Raw genomic sequence first — 14794 nt, 5'->3', positions numbered from 1 at the left:
TAATTTTTCTATACAAATTAAGCAACCTATTGGTTTTTTATCATCTTTTAAGCTCAACAACAACCTAGATTTTAAAAATTTCAATGAAAAACAAGGGATACTCAAAAACCTCCATTGTGTAAGAAAATTACGCCTAAAAACAATTTTCCTTGTTTTTTTTTGTTATAATTTTGTGAATATCAAATACGAATACCAATAAATATGGATGGATTGAGCACCCCAAAGCAAAAATTATCCGCGTTGATCATAACTTACAATGAGATGGGCTACATTGAAAAATGTATAAATTCCATATCATTTGCAGATGAAATCATCGTTGTAGATTCCTTCAGTAATGATGGCACCTATGAATACTTACAAAAGCACTCTAAAGTCAAAGTGATTCAAAATCCGTTTGAGAATTTTACGGCGCAAAAATCATTTACCCTTAAACAAGCTACAAATGATTGGATACTATTTGTGGATGCCGATGAAGTTGTAAGTAATAAGCTTCAAGAAGAAATTACAGACACAATAAACAATCCTAATGCTTGTGAAGCGTATTGGTTCTACCGCAAATTTATGTTTCAAAATACCCCTTTAAACTTTAGCGGTTGGCAGACGGACAAAAACCATAGGCTGTTTAGAAAAAGTAAAGCCAGGTTTACGGATAAAAAGATTGTCCATGAAACCTTAGAGGTTGATGGAAACTCCTGTATTCTTAATGAAAAGCTCATTCACTATTGCTATAAGAATTACGAAGATTATAAAGGAAAAATGCTTCGTTATGGTCAACTAAAGGCAAAAGAGGCTTTTTATAAGGAAAAGCAATTCAATTATCTCTTTATGACCATAAAACCCATTTGGAAATTCTTCAATCATTATATTCTAAGGCTGGGCTTTTTAGACGGTAAAAAAGGGATTACTATTTCGTATTTAAATGCTCTTGGTGTCTTGGAAAGGTACAGAGAGCTGAAAAGATTAGAAAAGAAAAATGAGCTTACTTATTATTTGGTAATGCCGTAATGGCTCCAAACAAGCTTCTTATTTCTTGTTTCCTTTCTAATGGCCAGATTTTTGGCAATGGATTCTGGCGTTTTATAACCTCTTTTGTGATCAAGATGAACGCAAACAGCACTATATCTCAATTGCTTGGATTTTAAACCAAAATTGAACATACGTTCTCCCAATTCTCTATCCTGACCTCCATATTGCATCCGTTCGTCAAAACCATTTACATTTAGGATATCTTTTTTCCAACCTGAAGAATTATGGCCGTTCCAACTTGCGTTAGTGGGTGTAAAAGTGTTTAAAAGTTTGGATATTATTCCATTAGCTGTGAGCTTATTGTTTTTAAACGTCTTTGGAACACCCTTCTCCTTTAACCACTGAATATTGAAACAGTTTTGTTTCTGAATATCTTCCAATGTTATCATCTTTGAGATGTTCATGGGAAGCATATAATACCCCCCAGAAATAAAATACCCCTTCTCTTTATTAATATAATGTACTTCAACAAAATCCTCTCGTGGAATACAATCCCCATCCGTCATTATAATGTAATCTGCATTGCATGCCTCAACAGATTTATTAAGTATCCTCGATTTTTGAAAACCCTCGTCTTCTTGCCAAACATGGATTATTTTGTAGAACACTTCTTTGGACATGGTGTTCAAGAGTTCTCTTGTTTTGGGGCCAGATCCATCATCTGCAATAACAACTTCAAAATTTTTGAAGATTTGACAATTAAATCCCCAAAGCACTTTTTTTAACCATTCTTCAGAATTATAGGTGCTTACTATAATCGATATTTTAGGATTATCTTTTTCGTCTTTATTCATCATGGCAAAAATAGAAATATTAAATATTATCGCATATCCTTAATTTTGTTTTAAAATACATCTAATGAAGGTAAAAGAAATACCTGTTTCCCTTTTTCATCACATTAAGCTGTCAAATAGATCTAAAGAGAAGTTAATAGAAGGAAAAAATCAGATTCCTGTCATTGTATCCTTAGCTTCAATTCCATCTAGATTGCATATTGTGGACCTTACCATTAAAAGTATTTTAAACCAAGATGTCTTGCCTAAACAAATAATTCTTTGGTTACATGAAGATTTAAAAAACAACATTCCAAAAAAACTGTTGAATTTAACCGGCTCTATATTTTCAATTAAATTTTCGTCTTATACAAGTTCACATAGAAAATTGGTTGAAACTCTGAACATATTTCCAAATATGGTCATTGTTACTTGCGACGATGATATGATGTACAGAAAAAATTGGTTGTCCAAATTGTATCAGTTTCATCAAAAAAACCCCACAGAAATAATAGGGAATCAAACTAGGTGCATTACATATAATAATGGAGAATTATTGTCGTACAAAGAATGGCGATCAGGAAGCAAACCTTGTCCAAATCAAGACAACACCCTGCCAATTGGTGCTGGCGGTACCCTTTACCCTATCCATTGTTTGGATAATCAAGTATATGATCAAAAGCTTTTTATGAAACTGGCCCCAAAAGCTGATGATTTATGGTTTAAGGCAATGGGCTTGCTAAAAGGAACAAAATCCATTAAGGCGGAAGACAGCGGAAAAGAACCAATTCCTATTTGGGGGTCCCAAAAGGTCTCTTTAAAAAAAACCAATATTACCGAGGATAAAAATAGAATTCAGTGGCAAGCGTTAGACGACCACTTCAACTTTAAATTGAAATAAATTGATTGAACAAATCAACAACTGCATTAAAGAACTTAAAGAAGGGAACTTAATTCTCTATCCTACGGACACCGTGTGGGGAATAGGTTGCGATGCCACAAATGAGCATGCAGTAAAAAAAATATATGAACTAAAAAATAGATCCGATAGCAAAGCTTTAATTTGCCTTGTTGCACACCAAGCTATGTTAGAGCGTCATGTAAATGAGGTTCCCGAAGTTGCCTATGACATCATGGATCTTGCAGAAAAGCCAACCACCATAGTTTTTGACAAACCAAAAAATGTAGCCAAGAACCTAGTAGCGGAAGATAACACTTTAGCTATACGAGTAGCATCCGATAAATTTTGCCAATATCTGATCAATAAATTTGGAAAACCCATAGTGTCAACATCTGCAAATATCTCTGGTAAGCCCGCCCCAAAACATTTTAAAGAGATAAGCCAAGAAATTTTAAAAGGAGTCGACTATGTGGTAAATTTGCAGTTAGAAAACGAAAATCCTTCCCCTTCATCTATAATTAAGCTTAGTAATGATGGCCAGGTTAAGGTAATCAGGGAATAAAATGACGCAGGAACTCCATAAAGAAGCAATACAAAACCCCATTTTTAAACTCATTGGAGAAACCTCTCAAGAATTAGGAACAGATTCTTATGTTATTGGAGGATTTGTAAGGGATTATCTTTTAAAAAGAGGAACTCCAAAAGATATTGACATAGTCACCATTGGCAGTGGTATTGAACTTGCTAAAAAAGTGGCTTCCAAATTGAAAGGAAAGCCACAAGTTTCCATTTTTAAGAATTTTGGCACCGCCATGATCAAGCATCAGGAACTAGAGCTGGAATTTGTTGGAGCAAGAAAAGAAAGCTATCATCATGACAGTAGAAAACCGGTTGTAGAGGATGGATCGCTAGAAGATGACCAAAATAGAAGGGATTTTACTATAAATGCAATCGCATTGGCATTGAATCAGTTAAACTACGGTCAACTTCTGGATCCTTTTAATGGACTTGGGGATTTAGAAAAAAAACTTATCAGAACCCCTTTAGAACCCAGTATAACCTATTCAGATGACCCTCTTCGTATGATGCGCGCCATACGCTTTGCTACTCAACTGGACTTTACGATAGAATTAAAATCGCTCCAGGCTATTACTGAAAACAAAGAACGCATCAAGATTGTTTCAAAAGAAAGAATCATAGATGAACTTCATAAGATCATTCTGAGCAAAAAACCTTCTATTGGCTTCAAATTATTGCACCAAACCAGTCTGTTGCATATTATTCTTCCTGAACTCACCGCTCTGCAGGGTATTGAAGAAATTGAAGGACAACGCCACAAAGATAATTTTTGGCACACGCTGGAAGTGGTCGATAATATCTCTGAAAACACAGATAACCTATGGTTAAGATGGGCGGCACTCTTGCACGATATTGGCAAAGCGCCCACCAAGCGTTTTCATAAAAAAAACGGGTGGACGTTTCATGCGCATGAATTTGTGGGATCAAAGATGGTCTATAAACTCTTCAAAAGACTAAGAATGCCATTGAATGATAAAATGAAATTTGTGCAAAAAATGGTGTTGATGAGCTCTAGGCCAATTATTCTTTCTGAAGATCATGTTACCGATTCTGCCGTACGCCGATTAGTTTTTGATGCTGGAGAGTATGTAGAGGACCTTATGACTTTATGTGAAGCGGATATCACCACAAAAAATCCAAGAAAACAACGAAAGTACAAGAACAACTTTCAAATAGTTAGAAGAAAAATAGTGGAAGTTGAGGAGAGAGATCATGTACGCAACTTTCAACCACCCGTTACCGGAGAGGAAATCATGAAGGTATTCAATCTAAAACCTTCTAAAGAAATAGGAATCTTAAAGGAGGCCATCAAAGAAGCTATTTTAGATGGTGAAATTCCCAATGAATACGAAGCGGCATATCAATTTATGCTGGAAAAGGGAAAAAAAATGAATTTGAAAACAAATTGAAGTGAAAAAAAACAAGCCTGTAATATACTGGTTATTAATTGGTTGTGTGTTAATTTTTATAATGGTGCTTGTTGGCGGCATTACTAGGCTGACCCATTCAGGGCTTTCAATGTCTGACTATAAACTAATCAGTGGTACCCTGCCACCGATGAACGAGTTGGAATGGCAAGAAGCTTTTGATCTCTACAAACAATACCCAGAGTACCAAAAACTGAACTACCATTTTACACTTGATGATTTTAAAAATATTTATTTCTGGGAATGGTTCCATAGAGTCATTGGTAGATTTATAGGGATTGTTTTTATTGTTCCCTTCATTTTCTTTCTATTGACAAAAAAACTAGATAGACCCACCATAAAAAAGTGCCTAATATTGCTTTTTATGGGCGGGTTTCAAGGGTTTTTGGGTTGGTACATGGTTAAAAGTGGGTTGGTTGATCGCCCAGATGTCTCACATTATAGGTTGGCGGCTCACCTAACCACCGCTTTTTTAACTTTTGCCTATAGTCTTTGGGTTGCCTTGGACTTAATTTACCCATCAAAAAAAGAGGTCAATAAAAGGGTTCGCAACTTGCTCAGGTTTGGGTTGTTCGTTCTTATTGTTCAGATTGTTTGGGGTGCTTTTGTTGCCGGTTTGGATGCTGGTTTCATCCATAACCACTGGCCATTAATGAGTGATGGCAAACTAATTCATGAAACGGTATACATTGAACAACAGCCCTTGCTTAAAAACTTTATTGAAGGTAAAAGTGGTGTCCAGTTTATTCATAGATACCTTGCCTACATAGTTGTGGGCCTTATCGTTCTCTTATGGTACAGGACCAGAAAAATTGAGTGTACCGCTATGCAAAAAAATGGTATCAAAGCACTATTGGCATTAGTTGGTTTGCAATTTTTGTTGGGCGTACTAACATTGATATATGCCGTGCCTCTTTGGTTAGGGGTTGCACATCAGATTGGCGCTTTTTTTCTGTTGGCGGCCATGACCTATACTTTACACAGATTCTCGAAATAACACACTATTTGTTGTAACTTTGCGTCCATTTTAAAATTTGGGGATGATTTATAAAATAAGGATAATACTTGATACTGAGGAGGATATCTTTAGGGATATTGAAATGGAGGATGCCAGTACCTTAGAAGATTTTCATAATGCAATTACCCAGGCTTTTGGATTTGGAGGCAGCGAAATGGCTTCCTTTTATACTTGTGATGAGGAATGGAACCAGGATGAAGAGATTGCACTTTTTGATATGAGCGAAACGGGTTCCGATATCAGATTAATGAATGAGACCGGACTTAGTGAAGTGATGACCGAACAAAACCCAAAATTAATCTATGTCTACGACTTTTTTAGCATGTGGACATTTTTTGTTGAGTTGGCGGATATCATTGAAAAGGAAGATGGAAGAGTCTATCCAAATCTGTTGTTCAGTTTTGGTGAACTACCCGATTCTCCTCCTGAAAAAAAGTTCGAATCCAAACCATCAATAGACTTTGATGATTCGCTAGACAGTTATGATGACCTTGACTTTGACGAAAACTGGAACTAATAATTAACCTACCTATCAAAAAAACATATGCTAAACCTGTACCCTGCCCAAATTGAAAGTGTTTCACTGCACAGAGTTGGCAATAAAAGTAAGAACGAACCTATTTTTCTATCCGCAGAGCCTTTTTCGTTAAATGATGAAATGTCAGGTCTGCTAAAAGAATATTTCTTTAAGCCATTTAGGGAAAAAGAAGAGAATTACTTCAAATTTTCTCATGAGGTGGATTTGGAATTCAATGAGATTTTTAAGTCCGTTTCCGAAATTTTTGAAGACGGATCAAAATCGCATTTAATTTCTAAAAGAATTACAACCCTGCTTTATGAAGAATCCAATCACCCGCACATAAAAAGCGGAGAGGTCTATGTTGTTCATTTTTCAGATATGGTCATCGACAATCAAAAGACAGATGCAGTAGGAATCTTTAAAAGTGAACTAAAGCACGATTTTCTACAGTTCAAAGAAAAAGAGCAAAACTTGGAAATTTTGATACGCCAAGGCATCAACATAAACAAATTGGACAAGGGTTGCATTGTGTTCAACGTGAACAAGGAAGAGGGATATAAGGTCCTATCTGTTGACAGTAATCGTTATGATGCCAAATATTGGTTAGAAAATTTCTTGGGCTTGGCACCTTTGACCGATGAAAATTTTTATACTAAAAACTACCTAAAGTTCTGTCAAAACTTTGCAAAGGATGTGGTTCTTCCTGCAGAAGACAAACAACAAGAAGTACTTTTCATGAACAGAGCTGTAAACCATTTTGCCAAAAATGATGCTTTTGAGGAGAGTTCCTTTTTAAATGAAGTAATGGAAAACCCTGAGTTTATTCCAGAGTTTAAACACTATAAAGTTGAAAAAGGACCTAAGTATAGCATTGAGGACGTTTCCAATTTTGATATTGCCAACAAAGCGGTTTCCGATGCGCGTAAAAAAATAAAAAACGTAATCAACCTAGACACCAATATTCAAATAAAAATGGACTTTATAAATCCAGAATCTGCTGAAAAATTCGTAGAAAAAGGTTGGGATGAAGAACGGCAGATGTACTATTATCTAGTGTATTTTAACAAAGAGCAGAAAAGTTAAAGTTTGTTGTCCAAAATCTGTTTCATGTTTACATCTTGGTAGTTTCGCTTTACAAAATCCAGGGCCAGGGACAATACTTCTCCCATTGTTGTGCTTTTTTTAAAGTTAAGGTCTTTGGTCAACTCATATATTTGAAGCTTTAGTTGATCAATATTCTCTTCCAAAGAAATATCATCTGTTTTGCTGATACTCACTAGTCTTTTAATTCGGTTACCTGAACTTAAAATTCGTTTGGCCACAATTGAACGTTCTTCAATCTTGTATTGATCAACGGAGTTTTTTTGCAATTTGGTCCTTACCAATTCAACCATTTTAAAGTTTTCTTTGAAGAACTGGGGCCTATAGACTTTTAGTTTTCCTTCAAAACATTGCTGATCAAAATCTATGGCCCTAATCTTGTAAACCACATGGTCAAAATCATGTACTGGTACAATTACATAATTGTAGGACCTCATATCCCCCAGCAGACGAATCATGCAACGCTCATTGAACTTTACAAATTCCTTGGCCAATTGTGCCTTTTCTGCCTCAGTGCATTTGGGCAACATATCGTTAATAAATACGTCTCCTGGAATTCCGGCAATATGCTCCTCAATCAACGTATCCCCATAGACCAAAAAATTAAGGTTATAAGGTGAAAGCATATGCTCCAGCTCCAGACCATAAACCCTGGAAGCATCTGTTTTCTTAACATAGAAATAAGTGTAATTATCATTTAGAATGTTCCTTATCTTGATTCTAAAGGGTTTTGAGTTCCCAAAAGTGCAATAATCAACAGCGTCCACATTAAGGAATTCTAGAATTCCATCACTACCATCCGAATGTAAAATAGAATAGACCCTCTTAAGGCTCAGATCAATCTCCTCACGTTCAAAATCTGAGTAATATACACGTACCCACAGCGTATCCTCACCTTCTGAGTCATAAACCACAACAGAACCGGCAAACCTTAATAGATCTTCATAGAAAATAGGAATTTCAATTTTTCTATTATAGCGATGCAGGTATCCATCCAATTTTTTGTTGACTGGATATGCAGGTTTTTTCTTGGACATTAATTTTTCCTCGGACATTCTTTCCCTATTTTGTAACAAAATCCATTATACCTCGTCAAGTTACTATAAACAAATCAAAAAACGATTCCGACTTTGGAGACAATACTGACCGTAAATCATCTAACAAAAAAATTCGGCTACCTCACCGCCGTCAAAGACCTGTCTTTTACAATTGAAAAAGGCAATGTTTATGGCATTTTAGGACCAAATGGCAGTGGTAAATCCACCACATTGGGCATTATTTTAAACGTGGTCAACCGGACTTCTGGTGACTTTAACTGGTTTGAAGGCAATACCTCTACACACGAAGCCTTAAAAAAGGTTGGCGCCATTATAGAGCGACCCAATTTTTATCCGTATATGACTGCTATACAGAACCTTAAATTGGTTTGCAAAATAAAAGAGGTCCCAGCAACCAAAATTGAGGAAAAACTCCAACTTGTTGGTCTTTGGGAACGAAAAGACAGTAAGTTCAAAACTTATTCATTAGGGATGAAACAGCGCCTGGCCATTGCATCTGCCCTATTGAATGACCCAGAAATTCTTATTCTAGATGAACCCACCAACGGGTTGGATCCCCAGGGTATCCATCAAATTAGGGAAATCATAAAGAAAATTGCTGGGCAAGGCACTACAATCCTATTAGCATCGCATTTACTGGATGAAGTAGAAAAAGTGTGCTCTCATGTAGTAATTCTTCGTAAAGGAGAGAAGTTGTACTCGGGCCCTGTGGATAGCATGCTGGCAAGCCATGGTTTTTTTGAATTACGCACAACGGATATGGAAAAACTGGAAGCCCTCCTAGAAAAGAATGCGAGTTTTGGGAAAATTTCAAGGGAAAATGGCACTCTAACTGCTTTTCTAAAAGAAGAAATGAATGCCGAAGAGCTCAACAAAATGTTATTTGAGAAAGGCATGGTACTTTCTCATCTGGTAAAACGTAAAGAAAGCTTGGAAGAACAATTTTTAGCCTTGACCAAAAACAATTAATCAAAAAAACGAATGGTACGCTTACTACAAATAGAATTCATAAAACTCTGGAACAATAGGGCAAGTAAAATATTAATAATCTCATATTTTACCCTTTTAACCTCAATAGCACTTATTGCCGCTATAAAATTTGACATTGGTCCCATTAAATTTCATCTGGCAGAAATAGGGATTTTCAATTTTCCTTACATCTGGCATTTCAACACATTTGTAACAGCTTTCTTTAAACTATTCTTGGCAATTGTCATTGTTTCCATGATGGCCAACGAGTACAGTAACAAAACTATAAAGCAAAATTTAATAGATGGACTTTCAAAAAAAGAATTCATTCTGTCAAAATTTTTGACCGTTGTTTCTTTTGCTTTAATATCCACACTGTTCGTGTTCGTGGTATCACTCATTCTTGGTTCTATCTATTCCGATTATGATGAACTGTCCATAGTATTTTCTGATCTGGAATTCGTCGCTGCATTCTTTGTAAAACTTCTGGGGTTCTTTTCATTTTGTCTTTTCTTGGGCATTCTGGTAAAACGTTCCGCCTTCTCATTAGGCTTTCTTGTCATTTGGCAAATAGTCGAAGGTATCACTACAGGTCTTCTAAGATGGAAGCTTTTTGATAAGGATACAACAGAAATGGTCATGGGTTTCTTTCCATTGCAATCCATGTACAACCTCATCAAAGAACCTATTACCCGACTAGAAGCCGTACAAACCGTGGCCGATCAAGTAGGAGAAGAAATTATTCTGGACTATCAAGTACAATGGCATGAAATCCTAATTGTACTTGGTTGGACCGCCATTTTCATCTATTTGTCCTATGCATTATTGAAAAAGCGTGATTTATAGTATCTTGTCAGGTACTATTTATCTGTTGAATGCCAAACAAATACATTTGTTTACTTCTTTCATTCCTGTTTTCCTTTTTCGTTTTTGGTCAAGGAGAAACGGCTAATTGGTATTTTGGAAATGGCGCTGGAATCAGGTTTAACAATGATGGAACTGTTGTACCGCTTAATGACGGTAAGATAAATACATTTGAGGGCTGTGCTTCCATTTCAGATGCTGTTGGCAATCTTTTGCTCTACACAGACGGTATTAGCGTTTATGATCAGAATCATGATATCATACAAAATGGAGCGGGCCTTTATGGTGACCCTTCCAGCACGCAATCTGCCATAATAGTTCAAAAACCGGATGACCCCAATATCTTGTACATTTTTACGGTTGATACTTCCACTGCAGAAAATGATCCCAATTTTGGATTAAACTACTCTGTTGTAGATCTTACACTTAATGGAGGAAATGGTGCTGTAACACAAAAGAACATTAATCTTTTAAGGTTTTGCTCTGAAAAGATATCGGCAGTTTTAAAGAACTGCTTGGACAAATCCATTTGGGTAGTTGCTCTTGGTCTTGAAAATCCGGATACAGGTCCGTTCAATACATACCATGCCTTCGAAGTCACTTCGGCAGGTGTAAATACAACGCCTGTAGATAGCAAGTTTGATGATCTTAACGTTCTTGACCCCAGAGGATACCTAAAATTCTCTCCAGATGGAAATACTCTGGCAAGTGCCAACTCAGCCTCTGGTCTATATTTGTATGACTTTGATTTAGGTACTGGAGTGTTAACCAATCAAAATCAAATTCTGGTGTCCGCGCCAAATAAATTTCCCTATGGTATTGAATTTTCTCCCGACCAAAGGTTCTTATATGCCCATACCTCTAACAATGCGCCAGCAGGTCAAGTAGGTGGGCACTCATCATCACTTGTCCAATATGACCTTACCACACCCAACATTTCTGCCTCAGAAGTAGAAATTGATAGAAGAGCAATGTACAGAGGTGCACTTCAACTTGGCCAGAATGGAAAAATATACAGGACCATAGCGGAAAACTACCTTACAGGAACACCCTATCTAGGCGTTATAGAAAGTCCTAACGAAAAAGGTGATGCCGCAAACTACAGACACAACGCAGTTTTTCTAAATGGAAGAAATGCAACCCAAGGGTTACCCCCTTTTATTCAATCCTTTTTTGATAGAATTGAAATAATCAAAAATGCAGATGGCTCAACGGGAACATCATTGACCATCTGTGAAGGGGAACAATTCACTCTTGAAGCCGACAATATTCCAGGAGCAGTTTATGCCTGGGAAAAGGACGGAAGTCCAATTAGTAATTCCGGCAATACATTGGTAATAAATGCTGCAGATGTGACTGATTCTGGACGTTATAGCCTAGAAATAACGTTAAGCGACCCCAGCGAATGCCCAATAATAGGTGAAGGCTTCATAGCTGTAAACCCTTTACCAGAAGCGCCCCCCATTTTTTTGGCACAATGTGATGTTGACACAAATAATGCTACAGATGGCGTAACATCGTTCAATTTAGAACAGGCCATTTTCAGCCTTGATTACACTTTTTTATTCTACGAATCTGTGGCTGATTTAAATTCAGGCAACCCTATTCTTAATCCTATTGGCTATGTTAACTCCGTACCATTTAATCAGACTATTCAATATAAAATTGAAGATGAAAATGGATGTGAGAATTTTGGCGAGTTAGAACTTCAAGTACGGTCCGTTGTTTTAGATCCAAACGATGAACTTTTTTACTACTCATGTGATGATGTACCTGAAGACCAGTTTTTGGAGGGGTTTTTTGATTTGGACAATTTTCAGCAAATAAATTACCCTAATCAGGATATTGCGTTTTATACATCCTTAGAAGATGTAAGTCTTGAGCAAAATCCAATTTCAGGAGATTACAGAACCTCCTCTACATCAATTTATGTAAGAATAGAGGATATAAATGAATGTGAGGATATTGACGTAATTAATCTTATAGTTAATCCCACACCTTTATTCACTTACGAAAATGAACTATTATGGTGTACTGACGGCCCTCCACTACCAATAAAAGCCCCAGATGGGTTTGATCTATATAGATGGTTCAAAAACATAGAGGGGTCTTCTCAGCTGGTTGGGGATCAGCAAGATTTACAGATATCCTCTATTGGCAGCTATACCCTTGAAGCGGGGTATAGCTATACAACAAATAGCGGCGTTTTCGAGTGTTTCAATGAAGTTAGCTTTGAGGTGGCACCCTCCAACATTGCCAAAATTGAAAACATTCTGGTGGAAGACATTTCTGATAACAATCTAGTAGAAATTACTGTTTCTGGAGATGGTGATTATGAATATTCAATAGATGCCGTCAATTATCAAGACTCGCCAATGTTTGAAAATATTCAACCCGGGTTCATCACGGTGTATGTAAGAGATAAAAATGGTTGTGGTGTTTCAACCGATTTGGTCTCAGTAATTGGATATCCCAAGTTTTTTACTCCCAATGGTGATGGTGTTAATGATCTATGGCAAATCATTGGGATTAATGATCAGTTCCAAGCAGAAAGCATCATTTCAATTTACAACCGATTTGGAAAATTAATGGCTCAAGTAAGTCCAAAAAACCAAGGCTGGAATGGCACTTTCAACAACAATGAGTTACCGGCATCGGATTATTGGTTTAAGGTGGCCTTGGAAGATGGTAGAGTTTTTAAGGGACATTTTGCGCTCAAGCGTTAGTGCATAAAAAAAGAAATGATTATTTTAAAGGGTTTGATTTTTATCAAATGTTAAAAAAATTGCTATACATAGGGCTTCTACTAGCCCCTGTTTTGGTTAATTCCCAAAGCTGCCCGTCCTTATTGAGTCCCATTGCAGGTTCAACAAATGTCCCTGTGGAGGCTACTATTGTGTGGGACGAGGTTCCAGGTGTGCCAGGGTATAGAATATCATTGGGAACAACATCAGGTGGAGATGATATTGTTTCCAATCAACTGGTTGGAAGCGCGACTTTTTTTTCACCTCCTTTTGGCCTACCAGAAAACACACAGATATTTGTTACCATAACACTTTTCTTTTTTGACAACCAAGGAGACATCGTTTGTCCTAGCATACCTTTTACCACCGAAAGCATTACCGCTGTTCCTGAGTGCGCTAATCTTAGTAGTCCCATAAATGGTGCTACAAATGTAAACGCATCAACAAACATTTCTTGGGCTTATGCTCCAAGAGCCTCCTCTTATGAAATTGACCTAGGTACTTCTGCTGGAAATAACGACCTTGGTACTTTCAACAATTCAGGAAATCAACTTTTTGTAAATCCACCTGCTAACTTACCCACCAATACGCAGGTTTTTGTAGAGATACGTTCTTTTAACGCCATTGGACAATCTATTGGATGTATAACACAGTCATTTACTACAGCGGATATTGTCCTCAACCTTGGGTGCACTACATTGATATCTCCAAGAAATGGGGATTCAAACGTTGCTTTAACACCAGTATTGGAATGGGTTCCTGTTTCAGGCGCCTCAGGGTATAGAGTTTCTATTGGCACTACTCCAGACGATAACAATATTTTACAAGACGGGTTATTTACCAATAATCGAACTTTGGTCATTGAGTTTGAACCAAACAGAACCCTTTTTGTTACCATAATCCCATTTAATGATTTGGGAGAAGCCATAAACTGTGGGCAAGAAACATTTTCAACAGCAATTGGATGTGGCCCTTTTCTAGATCGTGTTTCGGGAGAGTTTATCACCCTTTTCCCAGAATTGGATTTCCCTGATACTATATCTCTTTGCGATAACTCTCCAGGAATAACATTGTCTACGAGTACTTTGGCTGAAACGTATAGATGGGCACTTATTACATCTAGAGGTACAGAAATAGAACTGTTATCGGAAACATCAGAAGCTCAAATAACAGAGGGAGGACTTTACAGGCTTGATGTTTCAAATTTTGCAGACCCAAATGGCAATAATATTCCTTGTACCACATCTCAGGAATTCACAGTTGAAGTAATCCCTGGACCAAATATAAACGCAATAGATGTAGAAAGAGATGGTGATAATCTAAGGTTAACAGTAAATGTTTCTGGTAATAGCCAATATGATTTTGCTTTAAATGACATCAACGGCCCATATCAGGATAGTAATGTGTTTACAAATGTTCCTTTAGGGGACAATACAGTTTACGTTAGGGATAAAAACGAGAATGGTTGTATTCTTGCTCAAGATGTAGAGCAAGATCTTATTTCTGAAGGCTTTCCAAAATTCTTTACACCAAATGGCGATGGATTTAATGATTTTTGGCAATTTATTCCGCCCCCAAATGCTGAAGATTTTGAGATTCTGTCAATTTCAATATTTGACAGGTTCGGGAGGTTACTCTCACAGATTGGAGGAGATTCTATAGGATGGAACGGCTTATTCAATGGGCGCCCTCTTCCTTCAAGTGATTACTGGTACAGGGCAGTAGGAATAGACAATCGAGAATTTAAAGGTCATTTTGCACTAAGACGATAACATTTTTCTTTCCAAGTACTTTTTTGCTTCGTAATTTTAAAC

At 36.9% G+C, this 14794-nt stretch carries 13 protein-coding genes; 11 read left to right on the top strand and 2 right to left on the bottom strand.

What is annotated here, in order from left to right; genetic code table 11:
- Positions 1 to 201: 201 nt before the first annotated feature.
- Entirely contained in the window at positions 202 to 1005 is an 804-nt protein-coding gene (locus tag DKG77_RS08390) for a glycosyltransferase family 2 protein (protein ID WP_109662118.1), read from the top strand.
- Here DKG77_RS08390 and DKG77_RS08385 read toward each other — a convergent pair.
- Positions 987 to 1823, bottom strand: a complete 837-nt coding sequence (locus DKG77_RS08385; protein WP_417935467.1) for a glycosyltransferase family 2 protein — start codon at positions 1821 to 1823, stop codon at positions 987 to 989. The genes DKG77_RS08390 and DKG77_RS08385 overlap by 19 nt on opposite strands.
- A gap of 61 nt (positions 1824 to 1884) precedes the next feature.
- Here DKG77_RS08385 and DKG77_RS08380 point away from each other — a divergent pair, with 61 nt between their 5' ends.
- From DKG77_RS08380 to DKG77_RS08355, 6 genes are read left to right on the top strand one after another with little or no spacing between them, the layout of a single operon-like run.
- Entirely contained in the window at positions 1885 to 2700 is an 816-nt protein-coding gene (locus DKG77_RS08380) for a zinc-binding alcohol dehydrogenase (RefSeq protein ID WP_109662114.1), read from the top strand.
- Between the two features lies 1 nt (position 2701).
- Positions 2702 to 3262: an L-threonylcarbamoyladenylate synthase gene (locus DKG77_RS08375; RefSeq protein WP_109662113.1), complete on the top strand. Its 561-nt coding sequence runs from the start codon at positions 2702 to 2704 to the stop codon at positions 3260 to 3262.
- Position 3263: 1 nt separating this feature from the next.
- The gene (locus tag DKG77_RS08370) at positions 3264 to 4688 is read left to right on the top strand and encodes a CCA tRNA nucleotidyltransferase (protein WP_109662111.1); all 1425 of its coding nucleotides are present in this window, start codon (positions 3264 to 3266) and stop codon (positions 4686 to 4688) included.
- 1 nt (position 4689) lies between these two features.
- Positions 4690 to 5703 carry a COX15/CtaA family protein gene (locus DKG77_RS08365; RefSeq protein WP_109662110.1) on the top strand — a complete coding sequence of 338 codons (1014 nt, stop codon included), beginning with the start codon at positions 4690 to 4692 and terminating at the stop codon, positions 5701 to 5703.
- Between the two features lie 43 nt (positions 5704 to 5746).
- Complete coding sequence (locus DKG77_RS08360) at positions 5747 to 6241, top strand: IS1096 element passenger TnpR family protein (RefSeq protein ID WP_109662108.1); 495 nt, start codon at positions 5747 to 5749, stop codon at positions 6239 to 6241.
- Between the two features lie 27 nt (positions 6242 to 6268).
- Positions 6269 to 7327 (top strand): nucleoid-associated protein, encoded by a 1059-nt coding sequence (locus DKG77_RS08355; protein ID WP_109662106.1) that lies wholly within the window; start codon positions 6269 to 6271, stop codon positions 7325 to 7327.
- Here the strand turns inward: DKG77_RS08355 and DKG77_RS08350 are convergent.
- On the bottom strand, positions 7324 to 8400 hold the full coding sequence (locus DKG77_RS08350) for a hypothetical protein (protein WP_109662104.1): 1077 nt from the start codon (positions 8398 to 8400) through the stop codon (positions 7324 to 7326). The genes DKG77_RS08355 and DKG77_RS08350 overlap by 4 nt on opposite strands.
- A 75-nt stretch (positions 8401 to 8475) precedes the next feature.
- On the opposite strand from DKG77_RS08350, the gene DKG77_RS08345 reads away from it, so the two are divergent.
- From DKG77_RS08345 to DKG77_RS08330, 4 genes are read left to right on the top strand one after another with little or no spacing between them, the layout of a single operon-like run.
- Complete coding sequence (locus DKG77_RS08345; protein ID WP_109662102.1) at positions 8476 to 9372, top strand: ABC transporter ATP-binding protein; 897 nt, start codon at positions 8476 to 8478, stop codon at positions 9370 to 9372.
- 12 nt (positions 9373 to 9384) lie between these two features.
- Complete coding sequence (locus DKG77_RS08340) at positions 9385 to 10218, top strand: ABC transporter permease (RefSeq protein WP_109662101.1); 834 nt, start codon at positions 9385 to 9387, stop codon at positions 10216 to 10218.
- 29 nt (positions 10219 to 10247) lie between these two features.
- Entirely contained in the window at positions 10248 to 12962 is a 2715-nt protein-coding gene (locus DKG77_RS08335; RefSeq protein ID WP_109662099.1) for a T9SS type B sorting domain-containing protein, read from the top strand.
- Positions 12963 to 13009: 47 nt separating this feature from the next.
- On the top strand, positions 13010 to 14752 hold the full coding sequence (locus tag DKG77_RS08330) for a T9SS type B sorting domain-containing protein (RefSeq protein WP_133248440.1): 1743 nt from the start codon (positions 13010 to 13012) through the stop codon (positions 14750 to 14752).
- Positions 14753 to 14794: the final 42 nt, after the last annotated feature.

Origin of the sequence: Flagellimonas aquimarina, assembly GCF_003149745.1 — a bacterium.
GTDB lineage: Bacteria > Bacteroidota > Bacteroidia > Flavobacteriales > Flavobacteriaceae > Flagellimonas > Flagellimonas aquimarina.
This window is presented reverse-complemented; position numbering and strand designations above follow the sequence as displayed.

Coding starts and splice junctions, on each gene's coding strand:
- DKG77_RS08360 (WP_109662108.1), top strand. CDS start 5,747: ATGATTTATAAAATAAGGATAATACTTGATACTGAGGAGGATATCTTT.
- DKG77_RS08385 (WP_417935467.1), bottom strand. CDS start 1,823: ATGATGAATAAAGACGAAAAAGATAATCCTAAAATATCGATTATAGTA.
- DKG77_RS08355 (WP_109662106.1), top strand. CDS start 6,269: ATGCTAAACCTGTACCCTGCCCAAATTGAAAGTGTTTCACTGCACAGA.
- DKG77_RS08350 (WP_109662104.1), bottom strand. CDS start 8,400: ATGTCCGAGGAAAAATTAATGTCCAAGAAAAAACCTGCATATCCAGTC.
- DKG77_RS08380 (WP_109662114.1), top strand. CDS start 1,885: ATGAAGGTAAAAGAAATACCTGTTTCCCTTTTTCATCACATTAAGCTG.
- DKG77_RS08335 (WP_109662099.1), top strand. CDS start 10,248: ATGCCAAACAAATACATTTGTTTACTTCTTTCATTCCTGTTTTCCTTT.
- DKG77_RS08370 (WP_109662111.1), top strand. CDS start 3,264: ATGACGCAGGAACTCCATAAAGAAGCAATACAAAACCCCATTTTTAAA.
- DKG77_RS08330 (WP_133248440.1), top strand. CDS start 13,010: ATGTTAAAAAAATTGCTATACATAGGGCTTCTACTAGCCCCTGTTTTG.
- DKG77_RS08390 (WP_109662118.1), top strand. CDS start 202: ATGGATGGATTGAGCACCCCAAAGCAAAAATTATCCGCGTTGATCATA.
- DKG77_RS08340 (WP_109662101.1), top strand. CDS start 9,385: ATGGTACGCTTACTACAAATAGAATTCATAAAACTCTGGAACAATAGG.